We start from the raw sequence: 21,025 nt of genomic DNA on the forward strand, positions 1-21,025 counted from the left end.
CGGCTGTGACCGCGACTCGCCGATTCGTGCGGTCCGCTCGGATGGTGCGCGGCCCCAAGGCGCCGGCCGTGACCGAGTTGCGCCTGCAGCCGCCGACCGAACTGCCCAAACCTGTGCCGCCGTCGCGACTCAAGATGATTATGCCGGTCGTCATGGTTTCGGCCATGGTCGGCATGATGGTGATGATGTTCCGCAACGGCGGGCAGATGTCGCCGATGATGTTGATGTTCCCGATCATGATGCTGGTTTCCATGGGCGGCATGATGGGCGGTGCGCTCAGCGGCAACAGCAACGGCAGCGCCGCGAGCCTCAACGAGGAACGCAAGGACTATCTGCGCAGTATCACCGATAACCGCAAGACCGTGCACGCGGCCGAGGCCGAGTTGCACACCTTCCTGCGCTATACCCATCCGGGTCCGGCCGAGATCGCCGCCTTGATCGGCGGTAAGCGCATGTGGGAGGTCCAGGTCGCCAGTCCGCAATTCCTGCGGGTCCGGGTGGGGCGGGGCCGGATCGCCAATCAGGTGCGCGTGATCGTGCCCGAGGCCGCGCCTACTTCGGATCTGGATCCGGTCGGCGTCGTCGAGGTGACAAGGTTCGCGAAGGCGTACTCCACGGTCGGCGGCATGCCGGTCGCGATCAACCTGCTCTCGGCACCGCAGGTCGGCATCGACGGCGACGCCGACGCAGTGGCCGCACTGGTCCGGTCGATGATCGCCGAGGTCGTGGTGCTGCACGGCCCCGACCAGATCGCGGTCGCGGCGGTGCTGTCGAATCCCGATGCGCCGGAATGGGCTTGGCTGAAGTGGTTGCCTCATACCCAGCATCCGAGTGATACCGACGCGATCGGATCGAGCCGGATGGTGTACCGCAGCGTCGCCGAGTTGCGGACGAAGGCGCTGGCGGGACTCAATCGCGGTCCTTTCTCGGCGAATTCCGAACCCACCCTGGACCGTAAGCACTATCTGCTGATCGTCGATGTCGGCGGTGCCGCCACGGACCGCGATATTTCGGGTATCGATGGCTGTACCTGGCTGCGTCTGGGGCCGGCCGAGCAGACTTTGCCGCGGGCGCTGAAGTTCACCGTGCACCCCGACCGGTCGCTGCACGAGGTCACCGTGCGCGGGCTCCGGCGGGTAGGTGTCGCCGACGCGATGTCGGTCGCCACGGCAACGGCGTTGGCCCGCAATATTTCTCCTTACCGACTCTCGACGGTAGTGGAGGCGGTGGTCGCCGATCAGGCCAGCGGCGGCACCTCATGGGAGGAGATGGTCGGCATCGCGGATCCCGGCGCGATCCGAGTCGAGCGGCAGTGGCCGCACCGACGCGACGCGGACCGGGCCCGGCTCAACATTCCGTTCGGTCACGACCCGGTCGGCGGCCTGGTCCATCTCGACATCAAGGAATCGGCCGAGGAGGGTATGGGCCCGCACGGCATGTGCATCGGTGCCACCGGCTCCGGTAAATCGGAATTCCTTCGCACACTGGTGCTTTCGGCGGTCGCGACCCATTCACCCGACGTGCTCAACCTACTGCTGGTCGACTTCAAGGGTGGTGCCACCTTCCTCGGCTTCGACCGGCTACATCATGTCACCGCAGTGGTCACCAATATGGAGGAGGAGGCCGATCTCGTCACCCGTATGGAAGACGTGATCAACGGCGAAATGGGCCGCCGGCAGCGGATTCTGCGCGATGCGGGCAACTTCGCCAGCATCGCCGACTACGAGCGGGCCCGCGAGCAGGGCGCTCAGTTGGCACCGATGCCGACTCTGCTGATCATCCTCGATGAATTCGCCGAACTGCTCGAGCAGCATCCGAACTTCTCGAAACTGTTCGTCGCCATCGGCCGGTTGGGGCGATCGTTGCGTATCCATCTGCTGCTGGCCTCACAGAAGGTGCCGGCAAACCGAATGGGTGAACTGGAGGCCCACCTCTCCTATCGAATCGCTTTGCGCACGAACCAGACCAGCGATTCCCGCGATGCTATCGGCACCGCGGACGCCTACCACCTACCGAAGAAACCGGGCTCGGGTTATCTGCGTGTCGGGTCGGGCGATCTACAGCGCTTCCAGGCTGCCTACGTCGGTGCGCCATACACCCCGCCCGCTCAGACTTCGACGGCCGGGGCACAGCGGGCCCGGCGGCTCGGCGGGGGCTATCGGCCGCCGCAGCAGTTCACCGCGGCGCATATCGTAGAGGTGCGGCCCGCGCCTGTCGAGCCGGAACCCGTTGTGCAACAGCCGCAGACGCCGGAGGGCGAGCCGGTGACGGTGATGGAGACCGCGCTGCAACAACTGGGCGGGTTCGGCACACCCGCGCATAAGATGTGGCTGCCGCCGCTGACCGTGCCGCCCACCCTGGACAAGCTGCTGGCCGCGGTGACGCCGGGCGCGCTGCAACTGCCCCTGGCGATCGTGGACAAGCCGCGCCAGCAACGCCAAGACGTGTGGTCGGTCGACCTGTCGGGGGCCGGTGGCCATGTTGCCGTCGTCGGTGGCCCGCAGTCCGGTAAGTCGACCGTCCTGCAGACACTGATCATGTCCGCCGCGCTGACCCACTCTCCGGAGCAGGTGCAGTTCTACTGCCTCGACTTCTCCGGTGGTCTGGCGGGTGTGCGCAACGTGCCGCACGTCGGCTCGGTCGCCTCGGGCCGTGACGGTGACCGGATCCGGCGGACCTTCGCTCTGGTCACCAATCTCATCGCGAGTCGGCAGGCACTATTCGCCGAGCTCGGCATCGATTCCATGCGTGAATTCCGCCGTCGGCGCAACTCACCCCGAGAATCGGCGGAACTGCGCGCGCGCGGCGATATGCACTGCGATGTTTTCTTGGTCGTCGACGGTTGGGACGTCGGATTCGCCGTCACCGGACCGTATTTCGACGAATATCTGCCCGTGATGGAGTCGATCGCGCTGCAGGGTCTGAACTACGGGATCCATTTGGTGGTTAGCAGCTCACGGTGGGCGGCGATCCGTCCGGCCATCAAGGATCTGCTGCAGACCCGCGTGGAGATGCGCCTCGGTGACTTGACCGACACCGTATTCATGGGGCATCGCAATGTTGTCTCCGCGATCCCCCCGGATCGGCCAGGTCGCTGTATCTCCAATGACGCGCTGCACATGCTGACCGCACTGCCGCGCATCGATGGCAACGGGGATGCGGAGTCGGTCGGCGTGGGTTCGACGGCCGCCATCGAGGAGCTGCACCGGACCTACCAGGGCCGCCGGGCACCGGAGGTGAAGCTGCTGCCGGCCCAGATCACCTTGGACGAGATCCTCGCGGGTCGACCGGCGCCGATGCACCCCGCCCAGCGGATGGTGGTGCCGTTCGGTGTTCGCGAATCCGATTTGCAACCCGCCGCCGTCGATTTCGGTGTTTCGACGCACCTGATCGTGCTGGGCTCGTCCGGCTCGGGTAAGTCGACGGTGCTCGCCGCGTTGCTGCAGTCGATCCGGCGGCAGTTCACCAAAGACCAGGCCCGGGTACTGCTGATCGACTACCGCCGCCAGCATATGGACGCCATCCCGGAAGAGCAGTTGATCGGCTTCCTGACCAGTGAACGTGACCTGCTCGACGGGCTGCCGCCGTTCGCGGAGAAGATGCGTAGCCGCCGCCCTCCGGACGGCGTCACCTCACAGCAGCTCAAAGAGCGCTCATGGTGGACCGGACCGGAGATCTTCGTGGTGATCGACGACTACCACATGGTCGCCCAGCGCGGTCTGCGCAATCCGCTGGAACCGTTGAAGGACATCATCATCGACGGCCGCGACACCGGTTTGCATGTCATCGTGGCGCGCAATATCGCCCAGGCCGATACCGCGATGTACGACAACGTGCTCGGTCAGATCAAGAACCTCAACTCCTCCGGTGTGATCATGGACGGCTCGAAACTGGACGGGATTCTGATCGGCGATGTGAAGGCGACGAAACAGCCGGTGGGCCGGGGCATCTTCGTGGAGCCACTGCATTCACGCAAGGATCTCGTCCAATCCGCTTGGACGCCGGAGGGATAGGTCACTCCCATGATTAGCGGAGACCGGCAGTGGGTAAGTTTCTTCCGGGGCTCGATCGACTGATGTTCCCATAGTTGGGGATGACTTAGCGTACTCATTGACGGAGCGTTCTTGATGTGCCGCTTGCCCACAACTGGCACCAGTCGTTAGGAGACTTCCATGAACCTCGACCTTGTTCCGGGGGAGCTCCCGGTTATTGCTTCACGACTCGGCATCAGTGCTGAGGATCTTCTATTGATGCTGCAATCGACCGCCCCGGCTTGCGTCCCTGTGCAGCCGGGTAGCGACGATGTCAGCGCCTGCATCCCGGCTGCCTTCGGCCCGCATGCGATGTCGTTCTTCCCCAAGACGGTGAACGGCGCTGTAGAGGGACACGGTGGCGCGATCGCGTTGCCTGAGATAGATATCGAATACACCGTCAACGATATGCACTTCGGAGGGCAAGTCCTCAGCAATGGAATGGCATTCGACAAGTAGTCGCGAATAGGTCGAGCGAAGGCCGATGACATGCTGGATGTCGTATTCGGCGCATTGGCGCCGGAAGCAATAATCTTCCCGTTACTCACTGGCGATGGAGCCGCGACGACGTTTGCGACGGCGCGGGCTTATAACGCATTGGCCATGCAATTGCATGCCGCTGCGGCCAATACCGACGGCTCGATGCTTCAGATGAGCGGAGCTTGGGGCGGATTGTCGGCGGAGCAGGCACAAGCGGCGTTCCGCAACCATTCGAATTGGCTACGTGCGCAGGCCGCCGTGGCTGAGCAAACCGCTCAGGTGGCGGACGAGGCGGCCGCCATTTACAACCGGGCTCGCGCTGCTATGACGGGGGTGGCCGCGTGGTGCGCCGAAGTTCGAATGCGGGAGGCCGCCGTGCTCGCCGCGACTGCTCTCGGTATGCCGACCGGGCTGGCGCTGTTCGAAACCGAGGACGAGCTACTGGCGGTCAGGGGGGCTGCCCTCGGCGTGATGGCGGCCTATGCGGGCGAGCTATTGCCCACCTTGGCCAAGCTACCACCACCGGTCGATGCACCGCCGATCGTGACCGGCGGCGATCCCGGCATGCGGATGGATTATTCGCCGTCCGACACCACCACGACGGTTGGAACTACCGACCACACCGGTACTACGCAAACTCGAACCACCACGACAACGAGCCACACCGGTTCGCACGGCGGTGGTGATAACGGCTCGAATGGCGGCGGTGACAACGGATCCGGCGGTAATGATTCGCCCACCGATCCCACTCGGCCCACTGATCCGCAGAATTCGGCCACCCCTAGCGATCCGCAGCACTTGTCACCCGAGGTGGATCCCAGTTCCCTGTCGGGTGATTCGGGCGCGAACGGCTTCGACCAGGGCGCGTCGGATCAGCAGTGGTTGCAAGGCGCATCCCAGAACTCGACGACGCTGGCGGGCTTGAACGGCGGGGTGGGCAGCATGGTCGCCATCGGGATGATGCGCGGCGGGTTCGGCTCGATGCCGGGCGCATCGACCGGATTCCGGATGCCGTCCAGTTGGCTGCGCGCCCCCGGCGCGAGCTTCGGCCCCAGCTCGAATCCGGTGTCGACCGGACCCGCCACCCGCGGCGGGCCGCCACGCCGGGCAGTCGCGGCCGATGCCCGGAGGCGTCGCCGTCGCCGCGACGAGGAACGCAAGCCGGGCAAGGTGTTCGTACCTGGCGCGCAATTCGAAGTCCCGGTGCTGGAGAAGCCGCCGGTCATCGGCGTCATCGAATACACCAATGGGCCGGCGGAATCGGTGACTGATCAGGAAGTTCTGGTCGGTGTCATCGGAAGAGCCGACGACGATGCGGACTCGAATGCCCAAGTTCTTCCGCGGTAAATCGCCGAGGTCGAATTCCAGTTGATGGAGAGGAACAACAATGGCTACTTTCACTCATGTCGACCCCGACAAATTGAAGACGGGTGCCGCTAATTCGGCTGCTTGCCTCGGTGAACTCGAGGGCTGCATGAACGGTCTCTGGAGTGCCCAGGACGAGCTTGCCGCAGCTGTCCACGGCGCCACCGGGCGGGCGGCTCAGACAGCGCTGTCCAACGCATACAACGCGGGCAAATCCCTGGGTGGCACGCTGCAGGAGATCATCGACGCGTTGAACGACGCCGGCGTCAAGATCGATGCCCAGGACTTGGATGCGGCAGCGCAGGTCGGCGCCAGCGCTGTAGACCAGGGATACCTCGGGGCGGGTAGCGACCACACCTTCCTGGGCGCGCAGGGTCAGGCGGCTTATAACGCCGGAGCGTCGAAGGTCGATTTCAACACCTGGCACTGAGCAAATAAACGAGACTCGAGAAAGGTTATTACCATGTCCCAGCCTATTCACTTCAATTACAGTGCCGCGGAGGCGGCCACCGGTAATATCGGATCCCTTTGTGCTGCGATGCAGAAGAACTCGGACAACCTGCGCGCGCTGTACAACCTGCTCATGCAGGAATTCCAGGGTTCGGCAGCCGATGGCTACCAGGGGATCATGAGTGTCTTCGACAACAAGATCACCGCTTACGACGGCGATGTCAAAAAACTGAATGCCAAGATGTCCGAGCACATGAACAGCGGTGGCACGATGAATCAGATCGACATCGTTCAGGGAAACCGATTCGGCTCGATCAAGGCGTAACGGTAGGCAGTGGAGTCCGGTCCGATCGCGGTCGATCTGAATGTCGATGCCGCACTGCTGTTGCAAGACATGTGCGGCATCGACTCTTACCCACAGGTATTGGCATTGCTGCCGAACGTCTACAAACTCGACGATCTGCAGCGGGTGCGTGCTGTTGTCGCACAGGAGCTCACCGAGGCGGGCATCATCGACGGCGATCGCGTACACCCGGTGGTCGAGGATTGGCTGCAGTGCCTCCACCGCCCAGACGTGGAACTGGCTGTGCGTGTTCTGGATTTCGGGCCGGACGGCGCACCGCAGGGCATGTTGCGGTTGTCGCTGGTCCGGCACGGCGATTCGCACGTACTGGCGGTGCGCCATGACGACGAGGTTGTCATCCAATCGGTTTTCCAGCAGGGCCGACAGCTCGACGCCGTATCGGCCAGCGTGGTCGCCGCGTTGGGGCCTTGTCCGGCACTGCGGTTCGAGCCGGTGACCGCAGCGCAGGCGGAATTCGCTGAGTTGCCCGCCGATCAGGACGAATGTCGGCGGGTTTTGCTGGAGTTGGGTGCGCAGCCGCATACCGCGAGTGTGCTCAGCCGCATCCGCAACGAGGTCGAGCGGCGCGCGGAGGTGGTAGTGATCGAACACCGGGACGGTATCGAGCAGCGGCCGAAAGCCTATGTGAATGTGCTCGATACACCTTCGGGACGCGTCATCGTGACCCCGAGTGTGGCGATGGACGGGGAAGTCCGATCGACCTACGCTCCGGGTGACGACGCCGCCTTGCATGCCGGGATCGGAGCACTGGTCGAACTTTTGCCGGGCCGAAGCTGGTTCGATACCAGTCGAGTTGGTTGACCGTCGCGCTGGAGTTGGTGCGGTGCAACGGTTGCCGACGGCACAGGGGTTTTTCGAGAGGACGACAGATATGAGCCGAGCGCCGAGTACGAATGGTCATCAGGCCGAGTCCGTCCGGAACAAGGGCGGCTATGACGCCTTTTTCATGCAGGCCCCGCCGGAGAACACGAGCGAACCGGCGACCGATGGCACGTCGGCGCGTCCATACCAAGGCTTCAGCGAGCCGATAGTCGGAGCGCCCGACCAGGCACGGCCCGCGGTACCGGCGGGCGAGGAAGGCCCGGCCGCACCGGAAGGCCGTAACGCATCCGAGGCCGTAGACACGCACGCACATACCGCGGCGCCGCCTCCGACTTCGAATGTGGCTGCCTCGCACCAAGATTCCGGCACACTGCTGCCGCAGGCGGTGCAGTCGTGGGCGGCCCACGCGGATCCCGAGCCCGCCACCGCCCGGATCACCACACCAGCGCCCGGCAGCACTGTCGGACCCGGTGTCGCGGCTGGATCCAGCACCGGTGTCGCGGCCGCCCAGTACACCGACAACACTGCCACGCCATGGCAGCCGACAACCGCCCAGCAGCCACCCGCCGCGGCGGGGAACTGGGTGCCCGACCGAATCGACCACGCCGCAATCGAATCGGCACCGCGCGTCGAGGTACTGCCCGCCGCGCTGACCTCGATGGACCTGTTGGCCGATATCGCGGCGGCCAATCGGGCTCGGCTGCAATCCAGCACCGGTGTCCGCGGCGCGCTGAACAAGGTGGGCTTCCGACTCGGTTTGTCGCCCGCCGAACAGCGCACCGAGGACCGCCGCGCCCGAATTCGCCGCCAGCTCAATACCGCGTATCAGATCGCGGTGATCAGCGTGAAAGGCGGCGTCGGCCGCACCACCACCGCGGCGACCCTCGGCTCCACCTTCGCGGCGCTGCGCCCGGATCGGGTCGTCGCCGTCGACGCCAATCCGGATTTCGGTGATCTTCCCACCCGCACGTCACCGCACCCGTATGGTCTGACCTTGCGCGATCTGGCGCAGGCGGCGAATCTGGAGGCCTTCTCGACGGTGCAGTCGTTCATGTCCATCAACACGGCCGATCTGGCCGTTATCGCCTCGCCGTGGACGATCGAGGCCACCGAAGCGCTCTCGGGTCGCGAATACGCAACGGCCGTAGCGGTTTTGCGCCGCCACTTCAACCTGCTGCTCGTCGACTGCGGCACGGGCGTGCTGGATTCGGTGACACTGAGTGTGCTGCAGAGCAGCGATGCCGTGGTGGTGGTCACCCCCGCCACCGTCGGCGGCGTGAAAGGTGCGGTGGCGACACTGAACTGGCTCAGTTCGCACGGTATGCAGCATCTGATCGCGAAGTCGGTGGTTTCGATCGTGCATCAGCAGCCGTCCAAGCCGGTCGTCGATGTCGCGGCGATCGAGAAGCTGTTCGCGACCGGGCAGCGTCCGACCTGCATCCTGCCTTATGACGACCATCTGGCCGAGGGCGGCGAGATCGATCTGCGCTTGCTCGAGAAGGAAACTTTGCTCGCTTTCGAAGAGCTCGCCGCAGGGCTCGCGGATGGATTTCCGAATTATCTTGGCGGCACCGGTGGTAACCGGTCCGCCGGAGGGTGGCGATGAGTACTGCTGTTGCTTCGCCGCCCGGGGCCGCACCCGCGGCATCCGCGGAGGTGGCGCGGGCCCGGATGGCAATCCTGGTGTCCAGCTATCAGGTCGATGTAGTGGTGCCGACCAAGTTCACCATCGAGACGTTCATCGATGATCTGTTGGTCGTACTAGCCAAGGCGATCGATGACGAGACTGTCGACTTCACCCCACCGTCCGGTCAGTGGAGTCTGGCCAGACCGGGGGAGGCGCCGATGCCGCGCTGGCGCAGCCTCGCCGATCACGACATCGTCGATGGCACCGTGCTGATGTTGGCCGCGGTCGAATCCGGGGAGATCTTCACGCCGGTGGTGGAGGACATCACCGACGCGCTGGCACTGATCAACGAGCGCGAATTCGCCGAATTCGACGGCGACACCGCCGCGGTGGTCGGTTCGGCCACGCTTGGGATCGGTGCGCTCGCGGTCGCGGGAATGTTGTCGTGGGCGTGGACCGAGACCGGTTCGGTCTGGTGGTACGCGCTGCCCGCCCTGCTGCTCGGTGCGGTGTGTTGGGGTGCTGCGGTGCAGGCACGGCGGCGTGCCGCGGCGCCACGAGTCTGCCTCGGATTGGCACTGTCGGCGATTCCGCTGTTGTTCGCGGGCGCAGCGATGCTGGTCCCGCCCGCCTACGGCGAGCCGGGGCCGTTCGAGGCGGCGAACCTGGCTGCGGGCTCGGTTGTCGTCGCCGTCGCGGGCGCGGCCATGATGCGCTCGATCGGGCTCGGCATCGCCACCCTGATGGGGGTGACGGTACTGGGCGCAACCGCTGCCGCTGCCGCGATTGCGCTTACTTACCTCGACCTCGCGGTGCGGCAGGTAGCCGGTGGCGCGGCGCTGGTCGGGCTGGTGTTGCTCACCGCGGCGCCGCGTCTCGCCGTGGTGATCGCCCGGATCCGGCCGCCGGATCTGCCGGACCCCGGCAATGAGGTCGCACCAGCCACCCTGACCGATATCTTCGATGCCGAATCCGCGCGCGACGACGCCGATCTGGAATCCGATGAGACCGAACGACATCGAGAGCAGGCCGGGGCCGGGATCGAGGGACGCGCCAGATTGGCGGTGACGAGCCTTCGTGGTCTCATCGCGGCGACTTCTGTGCTGTTGTCCGTGGCCGCCGTTGTTTCGACCGCGTCCAGTCCCGGCGGGATCCGGGAGATCGTGCTGGCCGCGGCGGTGGCCGGGCTGCTGGCGATGCGCTCGCGCTGGTTCCCGGACCGAGTCCAGGCGATCGCCCTGGTCACCGCGGCGGCCGTCGTGGTCGTCGGCGTCGGTTGCGTGCTGATCGGAACCTACGACAACGCTGCCGCGCACTTGGTCGTTGTCCTTGTGGTCGTGGTGGCCGCGGTCGCGGCATGTGTCGCGGCGGTACAGTTGCCGGGTCGACGTCTCTCGCCGGTGACTCGGCGGATCATCGATTTGATCGAGTATGCCCTCATACTCGTGATCCCGATCATTTCCTGCTGGATCATGGGCATCTATACCGCGATGCGGGCGATCTGATGCGAATCGGCGCAACCGCGCTCGCGGTGGTGCTCGGGGTCGCGCTGATCGCCTGCGGCGCACCGGCGTCGGCAGTGGAACCGCCACAGGTGGTGGTCGGCGCGGCGCCACCGGATGAAGCACCCGGTCCAGAGATCCCGACGAAACAGGACAAGGGCTGCCTGGCAGCAGGTGTGCTGAAGGACAGCGACATGTCCCGCGTACCACCGCCGGAACTCATGTTGGACCTGCCGCGAGCGCGCGCGCTCAGTCGCGGCACCGGAGTCACCGTCGCGGTCATCGATACTGGCGTTACGCCCAGTTCCCGGCTACCCGGTCTGGTCGGCGGTGGCGACTATGTCGCGGCGGGCGGCGACGGGCTGTCCGACTGCGATGCCCATGGCACGCTGGTGGCCGGAATCATCGGCGCCGCAGCCGATCCCGGCGACGCATTCGTCGGTGTCGCTCCCGATGCCAAGATGCTGTCCATCCGTTACCGCTCCGGTGCGTTCAGCCTCGACAACCCCGGCAAGGATTCGCCGGACCAGACCGTTCTCGATCTCAGGGCGCTGTCACGGGCGATCGTGCACGCAGCGAATCTGGGTGCGGGGGTGATCACGGTCTCGTTGCCGATTTGTGTGAAGGTGGGCGCGCCGATCGATCAGTCGATATTGTCGGCGGCCATCGGTTATGCCGTTCACGTTCGGGGTGCGCTGATCGTGGCCGGTGCCGGAAACACCACCGCCATGGGATGTGAGCAGAATCCGGATATCGACCTGACCCGTCCCGAAGATCCGCGCAACTGGCGCGACGTCAAGACCGTATCGGCACCTGGCTGGTTCGGTTCGGATGTGCTGACCGTCGGCTTCACCACCGCGACCGGTGCGGTGATGTCGGATTCGCTTACCGGGCCTTGGGTTTCGGTCGCCGCGCCGGGTACCGCGATCGAATCGCTCGGTCCCGGCAGCGACCGGCTGATCAACGGTGTCGGCGAGCCGGGCAAGCTGGTGCCGGTCGGCGGCGCCTCGTTCGCCGCGGCCTACGCCAGTGGCCTGGCGACGCTGCTGCGGTCCCGGTTCCCGAACGAAACCCCAGCCGAGATCATGGCTCGGCTGACGGCCAGCGCACATGCTCCGGCTCGCGGACTCGACAATATCGTCGGCGCGGGCATGATCGATCCGCTTGCCGCACTGAGTTATCGCACTGCGCCCAAGCCGCCCGCCGGTCTCTACCAGTCCTCGGTGCTGCCCATACCGGCACCGCCACGCGCAAAAGACGCCCGGCCGATGATCACGGCGGCGGCGGTCATCCTCGCTGCGATCCTGCTCGGCCTCGGCGCGAGCTACGCGAACTCCGCGGGCCGGAGGCGGCGGTGAGCCTTCCGAGTATTCGGGTGGGCGGTGTCGAACGCGGTCCGTTCGCCGCCGCCGTGATCGGTGGCAGCCTGGCGATGACGGGGCTGTGGGTGCGCACCCCGATCTGGGCCAGCGCCGCATTGGTCACGGTGTTGCTGGTGACCGTCGCGGTGCAGGTGAACGGGCGCACGACCAGCCGCTGGCTACTCGACTGGGTCGAATATCGTTTCGGCCGGGCCACCAGGGCCGCAGCGCTTGCCGGTCCGGCTGAGGTGCGGGATGTGGAGGTCGCCGCGGGCGTGTGCGGTATCCGCGCCGAGGACACCGTGCTCACCGCGATGATCCAGCTCGCGCCGAATCTGGACCTGCCGACCGTCGTCGCGGAGAAGTCCATCTACACCGAGGACACGGTGCCCGTCGATGCGCTGATCGGATTGCTCGAGCAGTTCGGCCTCGCGGTCGATATCGATATCGTGACCACCGGCCAGCGTGTCCGCTCGACCGGTAACTACAGCATGCTCTACGACCAGTTGATCGGATCCCATCCGGTCGTCGGCCATCGCCTCACCTGGCTGGTCGTCCGCCTGGATATGGAACGGAATCTGGAGCTGCTGCAGCGGCGCGGCCCCGTCGCGGTGGTGGCGCCCAAGGCGTTGGCCACCGCGGCGCACCGCATCGCGGGTCGGTTACGCGAGCGCAGTATCGCCGCACACGCCTTGCCCGCCGCGGCACTGGTCGAGGCGACCAGGATGCTGCACGCCGGTGTCGAACTCGCTGATCTGCGCGAGACCTGGACCTGCATGGAATCCTCGGTGCCCGGTCGCTGCGTGACCAGTTTCCTGATCGACTGGACCAGGCTCGCCGGCGCCGGCTTGGACGACTGCTGGGCCTGGAACCGCGGCCGCACCACTCTGGTGGTCAGCCTCACCGATGCCATGACCGGGCCGCGTGCGCTCGCGCGTTATGTGGGCCCACCCGTGACGAACGCGCCGCCGGAGTATCTGCGCCCATTGACCGGTCGGCAAGCCACCGCATTGCTGGCCTCGCTGCCGACCGGCACCTCGATTCGCGCAGTGCCCGCCGATGAGTCGGGCAGCGGTATCGCCTCCGACGAATTGCTTCCCGATCTCACCATCGCGATCGGTCCCAATGGGCAGATTCTCGGTTCCATCAGCGGTCAGCCGCGTCATACCCTGGCGTTGCCACTGTTCGACCCGGCCCGCTACAACCCGCGTCGGCGCACCATTGATGTGCAGGCCGATCTGCCGGTAGCACAGCAGATCGTGTTGCGCGCCATGGTGGTCGGCGCGGATGTCGAGGTCCATTCGACGCGGCCGCACCGCTGGTGGCAGCTGGTCGCCGCGGTCGGTGATCCGGAATCGCTGCGCCTTGCTCCAGAGGCCGGCGCGAAAGCCGCTGCGGGACAGGCCGGTTCCGGTCCGCCGTCCGCGGCGACGATCACCGTCTTCGATAATCTGCCGCCGCAGGTATCGACCGCGCATACCACCGTCACTATCAGCGAGCCCGGTGGGCCGCGGCGGCGGCCGGTCGATCTGGCGATCAACCAGGTCAGTGCGACCGCGGTTGATGTCAGTATTCCGATGCGTACCGTGCGCGTCGATTTGATCGAGCCGCGCGGTGAAACCCGCTATTTCGATTCCGCCGCCGAACAACCCGCGATCACCGCGGGTGGCAATGGCGCCACGCCAGGGCCCGATGTTCGGCGCATGAGCTGATCGGAGACAGGTAGTGTCTATCAGCGTGGTTGTGGACTCCCAGCCGAATGACGGCGAATTCGTACAGGAGGATAACGGGGAGGCACTGACCCCGAGACAGTCCGCAGTGGCGATCTTCTCGAGTCGGCTGTCGGAATTGATCGCGGAATCGGTGGTATCGACCGAGGACGGATCGACGAGGTCTTTGACGCTCTATTCGCTTGCCCAGCATCTGGAGCAGGCGTATCCGGATGTTCCGGTTTCGCAGTCGGGCCTGTACCGGCTTATTCACGGTGACGCGGTACCACGACTCGATCTGATCATTGCCTTGGCGCGGGTATTCGACGTGCCGCCGGAACATTTTGTCACCGAGCAGAAGAAGCACTGACCGCGCGTCGGCCAGGTGTTCCCTCCAGCGGGAATAACACCTCGCCGCGCTGCGGTCCGGTCTGGATACGATCCCGAACATGTCTGCCGAGGACCAGGGAGATGTCTTTCTCCGCCATCGAGGCGCGGTCCTGGATGCACTGCTAGCGAATCCGTCTTTCGTGGCGGCCGATCCGGACACCGGGGCGGTGCTGAGTGGCCCGCTCGTCGGCGACCCCGATTTCGGTGACTTCGGTGGCCCGCTGTCCGACGGTGTGGTGGCCGTCGCCCCGACCGCGGGAATGGGACCCGCAGGGCCGTCGCGTCGATCCTCGGATGGTCCGAAAGCCAGTGAGCGCATCATCGCGCTGCTGAACGGACAGCCGCCGGATTCCGCACCGGCACTGGACTTTTCGGCGGAATACTCCGATGTCTCGGCCAAGCAGCCGCCACCTGAGGAACCGGTGCGGTCCGCGTCCGGGTCGTCGAAGGCCCGTGGACCCGAACCCGCGGAGCGGATCGTCGTGCTGGCGAAGAAGCTCAAGAATCCCAAGGGCGCGCTCGCGGTCTGCGCGGTGTTGGCCGTTCTGCTCATCCTCGCGCTTATTACCACCGGCGGGAAGGATGAGACCCGCGGCGTGGACCGGATCGCGGTCATCACCCCGTCGGCGACCGCGGCGGCTCCGACGACCAAACCGGAAGCGTCGATGGCCCCGTCCGGGCAGATCGAGGTGAAATCCGCTACCGCCCATTGCCCGCCGGGTAGTACGCCGGGTATGGACGCCTTCGGTGGCCAGCAGGGTAAGGCCTGGTCGTGCGTGCGCGCATACAAGATCGACGGGCAGGTGCTCAGCATCGATCTGGGCAAGACCTACCAGATCGATTCGATCGGCATCATCCCCGGCTGGGACAGCGTCGGCTCCGACGGTGTGGACCAGTGGACGAAATACCGTACCGCCAGCCGAGTTTCGTATCAGTTCGACGATCCGAACAAGACGAGCTACACCCAGCAGACCCTGGATCAACGCACCCTGGTCGTCACCAAGTTCGAAGTCCCCGTGCAGGCGTCCAAGATCGTGCTGACGATTCAGGAATCGAAGGGCGATCCGACCATCAATACAACCGCGATTTCTTCCATCGTGATCACCGGGCACTGAGGCCGCTGTCATGTCAGTAGCCGAGTTGGTCTGCGAGTACTGCGCACACCGCAATATCGGAAATCCGGCGCAGTGCGGGCATTGCGGTGCGCCGCTGCCCGCGGTCCGTCGACTATCGGGACTGGCCGGGGCGACGGAGCGGGTCGTCGCGGGTGCCGAGCGGGCCGTGGCGGCCACCGGGAGCGCGGTGGCGGGTGCGGAGCACGTGGTGGCGGGTGCGGAAAAGCTTGCCGCCAAGCAGTATCCGCGGTGGCAGTGGGGCGCGGCGATCGCGGGTATCGTGACCATGGTCCTCGGCCTCGGCTTCACGGTCGTCCGTTCGTGTTCGACGCCGCTGACCTCGCTGCCCGGTGTGGGTGTCGATCAGGCGTTGCCGAGCCAATTGCGTACGGCCACCTCTTGTCAGCCGGTCGATTCCGCGTCCGAGAACTGTGTCATCCCGGCGGCCGACCCGCTGCTCGCGGGCGGGATCACCGGTGGCAAGGATTTGACGCTCTCGGTGGCACTGGATCCACCCGAGCGCCGGGCCGATGCCGTGCGCAACTGGCGGACGGCGGGCGGAACTGTTTTGGCCGATGGTGTCGTCTTCGTTGCGGTCAGTCCGTCGGCAACCCTGCGGTACGTGAATACCCTTGTCGGACTTCGCATCGAGACGGGTGCCTTCACCGGACGTACGGCGGCGCAGACCTTCATGGCGCGGGCCGGTCTAACCCCCTGACCGACCGGACTCCGGCCGGTCGGTGCACTTGACCAGTGCTGATCTCTTTCAAGATTTTGTTACGCATCTAACGTGCCGCTATACAACGGCACATCAAACCATGTAATGTATGGGAACCGTACGGTTACGGGCTCAGATCTCGGGAAGGCGCGAGTCGATGGTGGCAACCACCCAGCAGACGATTTCATTCAAACGGTTCCGTGACGATCCGACCGATCTGGAGGCGGCCTACTTCCGTTGGATCCAGCCGGGTGCCACCGCGCCGACGATCACCGATCGGGCCGAACAGATCTTCCGACACCACTTGGAACTGGCGGCGATCCGGCTGCCGGGTGCGGCGATCACTCGGGTGTACCGCCCCGATGACGGCAGCGGACTCGGCGCGGCCATCCAGATCGTCAATGACGATATGCCGCTGCTGGTCGATTCGGTGACCACCGCGCTGCGCCGCCTGGGCGCCGCCGTGACCGAGGTCGTCCATCCGGTCTTCGACATCGTGCGGGACCGTCGCGGGCGGTTGCGCGCGATCGCCCCCAAGGAGCCCGACACCGTACCGGCGAACGGCAGCCACACGGTCACCGAATCGTGGATCCATGTGCAGCTGGCGCCAGGTGTCGGAGCCGCGCTGCTGGACCGGATCGATCGCGAGTTGCCCGCGCTGCTGCGGGTGCTGCGCAAGGTCGTCGACGATACGCCGGGCATGGCGAATGCGATGGTCGCGCTCGCCGGTCGGCTCGATCACATCGCACACCGCGCCGACGATCCCGAGGTGCCCGAATGCGCGAAGTTGTTGCGCTGGTTGGCCGATGGGCACTTCACGGTGCTCGGCTACGGGTACTACCACGGCAGCCGGAGCGACGCCGATCACGAACCGCAACAGGTGCCGGGCACCGGCCTCGGAGTGCTCTGGAACGGCTCGAATGTCGACCTCGATGTCCCCGTACTCGGCACTTCCCGACCGGTCCTGCGCCTGTCCAACGGATCGGTGGATTCGCTGATCCCGGGATCGGGTGAGCTGTACTTCGTCAGCGTTGCCGATTATGGCAGTGGCGGTACCGGCGTCGGTCCGGTGCAAGGCGAGCACGTCTTCGTCGGCACCTTCACGGTGACCGGCCTGCACGAGAACATCCTCGATATCCCGGTCATCTCCCGCCGCGTGCACCAAGTCATCGAATGGGCGGGCTTCGAACTGAACTCGTTCTCCGGGCAGGCGATGCTGGAGATGATGCAGTCCTTCCCGCGGGTGGAGCTGTTCTCCACCGATGCCCGGCGGCTGTTCGAAACCGTCTCCGCGGTCATGAATTTGGGGCTGCGCAGGCAGGTTCGGCTGTTCATCCGGCGCGACGGGCGCAGCGGTGCGGTCTACTGCCTGGTCTATCTGCCCCGCGATCGGTACTCGACCGAGGTCCGGCTGCGCATGGAGGAGATCCTGCGCGCGGAATTCGACGGTGAGCAGGTCGCGTACTCGGCGCGGGCGAGCGAATCCGAGTTGGCCGTGGTGTATTTCACGGTGCATCGCGGTCCGGACACCGAGCCCGCCGATATCTCCGAATCCAATCGCGAGCGCATTCAGGAATTGCTCTTCGCGACCACCCGGAGTTGGGCCGACCGCCTCGTGGCCGCCGCGACCGGCGTCCCCGCGGTCTCGTCGAAGGTCGCCAATGCCTACGCCAGCGCCTTCCCGTTCGGCTACCAGCAGGAGTACGAGCTCGAGCGCGCACTGGAAGATCTGCAGCGGCTGGACCGTCTCGCCGACGGCGCCATCGATACGAATCTGTATCGGAACGCCGAATCTCCGTCGGGGGAGTGGCGTTTCACGCTGTATGTCGCGGGCGAGGGCGTTTCGCTGAGCCGGGTGCTTCCGGTGTTGCAAAGTCTCGGGGTGGAGGTGGTCGACGAACGGCCGCACCGCATCACCCTGCCGGACGGTACCCGCAAGTGGATCTACGACTTCGGGTTGCGCGTCCCGGCGGCGCTGCTGCGGACCGCGGTCGATGCCGACCTCGAAGCCGATCTCACCCGCTCGGCCGGCGAACCTTCGGTCGAAGGCGGTGTGCGGCAATACTTCCCGGAGGCCTTCGCGGCCATGTGGAACGGCCGTGCCGAGGTCGACGCCCTGAACGAACTGGTACTGCGCGCCGGACTGCAATGGCGGCAGATCTCCATACTGCGCGCCTATGGAAAGTATCTGCAGCAAGCCGGATTCGCCTACACGCTGGGCAATATCGCCCGCGTGCTGCTGGCACAGCCGACCATGGCCCGGTTGTTCACCGAATTGTTCGATGCGTACTTCGATCCCGACGGTGTCGGGGCGGTGGCGTCGGCGCGGGCGGCGAGCATCGCCGAACGACTGCGGGCCGAGATCGATGCGGTCGTCAGCCTCGACGCCGATCGCATCCTGCGCGCCGTACTCGGCCTGATCACCGCGACGCTGCGCACCAATTACTATCGTCGCGACAGCGACGGCAACGGGCCGGAGTACCTGTCGTTCAAATTCGATCCGCATGCCATTGCCGAATTGCCTCGGCCGCGGCCGCAATTCGAGATTTTCGTGTATTCGCCGCGGGTGGAGGGTGTGCATCTGCGTTTCGGTCCGGTGGCGCGTGGCGGGTTGCGCTGGTCGGACCGGTTGGAGGATTTCCGCACCGAGATCCTGGGTCTGGTGAAGGCGCAGGCGGTGAAGAACGCGGTGATCGTACCGGTCGGCGCCAAGGGTGGATTCGTGGTGAAGCAGCCGCCGACGGCGACCGGTGATCCGACCGCGGATCGGCAGGCGCAGTTGACCGAGGGCATCGCCTGCTACCGCACCTTCATCTCGGGTCTGCTGGATGTGACCGATAACGTCGACCACGCCTCCGGTGGGGTGCTGCCACCGGAGCGGGTGGTGCGCCGCGAGGGCGACGACACCTACCTGGTGGTCGCCGCCGACAAGGGCACCGCGACCTTCTCCGACATCGCCAATGATGTCGCGCGCCAATATGGTTTCTGGCTGGGTGACGCATTCGCATCGGGTGGTTCGGTAGGTTACGACCACAAGGCGATGGGCATTACCGCCAAGGGTGCGTGGGAGAGCGTGAAACGCCACTTCCAGGAGATGGATATCGATACGCAGACAACCGATTTCACCGTGGTCGGTGTCGGCGATATGAGCGGCGATGTCTTCGGTAACGGCATGCTGTTGTCCGAGCACATCCGGTTGGTCGCGGCCTTCGACCACCGGCACATTTTTTTGGATCCGGAGCCCGATGCGGCGACCTCGTTCCGGGAGCGGCAGCGGATGTTCGCACTGCCGCGCTCGTCGTGGGCCGACTACGACACCTCGCTGATCAGCGCGGGCGGAGGTGTCTACGATCGGTCCGCCAAGGCTGTTCCGGTCAGCCCGCAGGTGCGCGCGGCACTGGACTTGGATCCGAGCGTGACCACGCTGTCCCCACCGGAAATGATCCGGGCGATTCTGCTCGCACCGGTCGATCTGTTCTGGAACGGCGGTATCGGCACCTACATCAAGGCATCCACCGAGACCAATGCCGATGCCGGCGATAAGTCCAATGATGCGGTGCGTGTCGATGCGAACCAGTTGCGCGCCAAGGTGATTGGTGAGGGCGGCAACCTCGGCGCGACCGCGCTCGGCCGCGTCGAATACTGTGCTAACGGCGGCCGGATGAACACCGACGCGCTGGACAATTCGGCGGGCGTCGACTGCTCGGACCACGAGGTCAATATCAAGGTGCTGCTGGACGCGGTCATCTCTTCCGGTGAGCTCGCCGCCGCCGACCGCACCCAGCTGCTCGCCGCGATGACCGACGAGGTCTCCGAACTCGTACTGCGCGACAATATTTCGCAGAACTTCAGGATGGGGCTCTCGCGCGCTCAGGCTGTGCCGATGTCGGGCGTGCACCGGCGTTTGATCGCCGACCTCGAGTTCCGGCGCGGTATCGATCGGCGGCTCGAAGCACTGCCCTCGGATGCCGAGCTGACCAGGCGGGCCGCGGCCGGTCGCGGGCTCACCTCACCCGAGCTGGCGAATCTGCTTGCGCACGTCAAGCTTTCGCTCAAGGATGATCTGCTGGCCGGGGATCTGCCCGATAATCCGGCGTTCGAATCGGTGCTGCTGTCCTACTTCCCCGAGCCGCTGCGCGAACGGTTCGGCGACGCGATCAAGAAGCATCCGTTGCGGCGCCAGATCGTGGCCACCATGGTGGTCAACGACGTGGTGGACCATGGCGGCATCACCTATGCGTTCCGCCTGGCGGAGGAGGCGGGTGCGAGTACCGACGACGCGGTACGTGCCTTCACCGCCGCCGTGCAACTCTTCGATCTGCACACGTTGTGGCAACACATTCGGACCACGCCGATGCCGACGTCGGCGCGTGACGAACTCGAGCGGGAGACCAGGCGCACTCTCGATCGAGTGTCGCGCTGGCTGCTGACCAGTCGTCCGCAACCGATTGCCATCGGCGCTGATATCGCCCGCTACCGCGACGGTGTTCGCAAGCTCGCCGGGCACATGCAGCCGACCCGGCTGCCCGCGGTCCACGCCGAGGATCTGGCCACGCATGCGCGGTCGGCGGTCGAGCGGGGCGCACCGGAGGAATTGGCGCAGGAGGTGTTCCGCCTGATCCATATGTTCCCCCTGCTGGACATCGTCGATGTGGCCGATATCGCCGAGCGGGATGCACAGGAGGTCGCCGAGCTCTACTACGCGCTCGACGATCACTTCCAGATCGAGCGGCTGCTGACCGCGGTGAGCAACCTCGCGCGCGACGACCGGTGGCGCACACTGGCCCGGCTCGCCGTCCGCGACGACCTCTACGATTCGCTGCGCTCAGTGACCCTGGATGTGCTGACCGCATCCGAACCGGATGAGAGCACCGCGGACAAGATCGCCGAATGGGAGTCGGTCAACCGCCCCCGTCTGGCGCGCGCCGGTGCCTCACTCGGTGAGATCTTCGCAGCGGGCACGCATGACCTGGCAACGCTCTCGGTGGCAGCCCGCCAAGTCCGCAGCATGGTCAGCAGCGGCGAATCCGCTGCGGCAGTGGCTGTTTCGAGCTAACACAATGCCGACCCCCGCGGTCTCGGCGATCCGAG

At 65.6% G+C, this 21,025-nt stretch carries 14 protein-coding genes; all 14 read left to right on the forward strand.

Going from position 1 to position 21,025, the window contains the following annotated elements; translation table 11 throughout:
• Positions 1-68 precede the first annotated feature (68 nt).
• The 14 genes from eccCa to ACW2Q0_RS03925 all read left to right on the forward strand — a co-directional run bounded on the left by eccCa (position 69) and on the right by ACW2Q0_RS03925 (position 20,990).
• Positions 69-4,013, forward strand: a complete 3,945-nt coding sequence (gene eccCa, locus ACW2Q0_RS03860; protein WP_457186191.1) for a type VII secretion protein EccCa — start codon at positions 69-71, stop codon at positions 4,011-4,013.
• Positions 4,014-4,172: 159 nt separating this feature from the next.
• Entirely contained in the window at positions 4,173-4,490 is a 318-nt protein-coding gene (locus tag ACW2Q0_RS03865) for a hypothetical protein (protein ID WP_457186193.1), read from the forward strand.
• Between the two features lie 30 nt (positions 4,491-4,520).
• Positions 4,521-5,858, forward strand: coding sequence for a PPE domain-containing protein (locus ACW2Q0_RS03870; protein ID WP_457186195.1), 1,338 nt, complete (start codon positions 4,521-4,523; stop codon positions 5,856-5,858).
• Between the two features lie 40 nt (positions 5,859-5,898).
• The gene (locus ACW2Q0_RS03875) at positions 5,899-6,306 is read left to right on the forward strand and encodes a hypothetical protein (protein ID WP_457186197.1); all 408 of its coding nucleotides are present in this window, start codon (positions 5,899-5,901) and stop codon (positions 6,304-6,306) included.
• A gap of 33 nt (positions 6,307-6,339) precedes the next feature.
• A complete protein-coding gene (locus ACW2Q0_RS03880) occupies positions 6,340-6,651 on the forward strand; it encodes a hypothetical protein (protein WP_457186199.1) in 312 nt (103 codons plus the stop codon).
• A 9-nt stretch (positions 6,652-6,660) separates the two neighbouring features.
• Entirely contained in the window at positions 6,661-7,491 is an 831-nt protein-coding gene (locus ACW2Q0_RS03885; RefSeq protein ID WP_457186201.1) for an ESX secretion-associated protein EspG, read from the forward strand.
• 70 nt (positions 7,492-7,561) lie between these two features.
• Positions 7,562-9,118, forward strand: coding sequence for an AAA family ATPase (locus tag ACW2Q0_RS03890; RefSeq protein ID WP_457186203.1), 1,557 nt, complete (start codon positions 7,562-7,564; stop codon positions 9,116-9,118).
• Complete coding sequence (gene eccD / locus ACW2Q0_RS03895; RefSeq protein WP_457186205.1) at positions 9,115-10,644, forward strand: type VII secretion integral membrane protein EccD; 1,530 nt, start codon at positions 9,115-9,117, stop codon at positions 10,642-10,644. The genes ACW2Q0_RS03890 and eccD overlap by 4 nt, the downstream gene beginning before the upstream one ends.
• On the forward strand, positions 10,644-11,999 hold the full coding sequence (gene mycP / locus ACW2Q0_RS03900; RefSeq protein WP_457186207.1) for a type VII secretion-associated serine protease mycosin: 1,356 nt from the start codon (positions 10,644-10,646) through the stop codon (positions 11,997-11,999). The genes eccD and mycP overlap by 1 nt, the downstream gene beginning before the upstream one ends.
• Positions 11,996-13,714 carry a type VII secretion protein EccE gene (gene eccE / locus ACW2Q0_RS03905; protein ID WP_457186209.1) on the forward strand — a complete coding sequence of 573 codons (1,719 nt, stop codon included), beginning with the start codon at positions 11,996-11,998 and terminating at the stop codon, positions 13,712-13,714. The genes mycP and eccE overlap by 4 nt, the downstream gene beginning before the upstream one ends.
• A gap of 13 nt (positions 13,715-13,727) precedes the next feature.
• Positions 13,728-14,081: a helix-turn-helix domain-containing protein gene (locus tag ACW2Q0_RS03910; protein WP_457186211.1), complete on the forward strand. Its 354-nt coding sequence runs from the start codon at positions 13,728-13,730 to the stop codon at positions 14,079-14,081.
• A gap of 79 nt (positions 14,082-14,160) precedes the next feature.
• Positions 14,161-15,216, forward strand: coding sequence for a discoidin domain-containing protein (locus tag ACW2Q0_RS03915; protein WP_457186213.1), 1,056 nt, complete (start codon positions 14,161-14,163; stop codon positions 15,214-15,216).
• Positions 15,217-15,226: 10 nt separating this feature from the next.
• Positions 15,227-15,934: a hypothetical protein gene (locus ACW2Q0_RS03920; protein WP_457186215.1), complete on the forward strand. Its 708-nt coding sequence runs from the start codon at positions 15,227-15,229 to the stop codon at positions 15,932-15,934.
• Positions 15,935-16,091: 157 nt separating this feature from the next.
• On the forward strand, positions 16,092-20,990 hold the full coding sequence (locus ACW2Q0_RS03925; protein WP_457186217.1) for an NAD-glutamate dehydrogenase: 4,899 nt from the start codon (positions 16,092-16,094) through the stop codon (positions 20,988-20,990).
• Positions 20,991-21,025 lie beyond the last annotated feature (35 nt).

The organism is Nocardia citri, assembly GCF_054065835.1.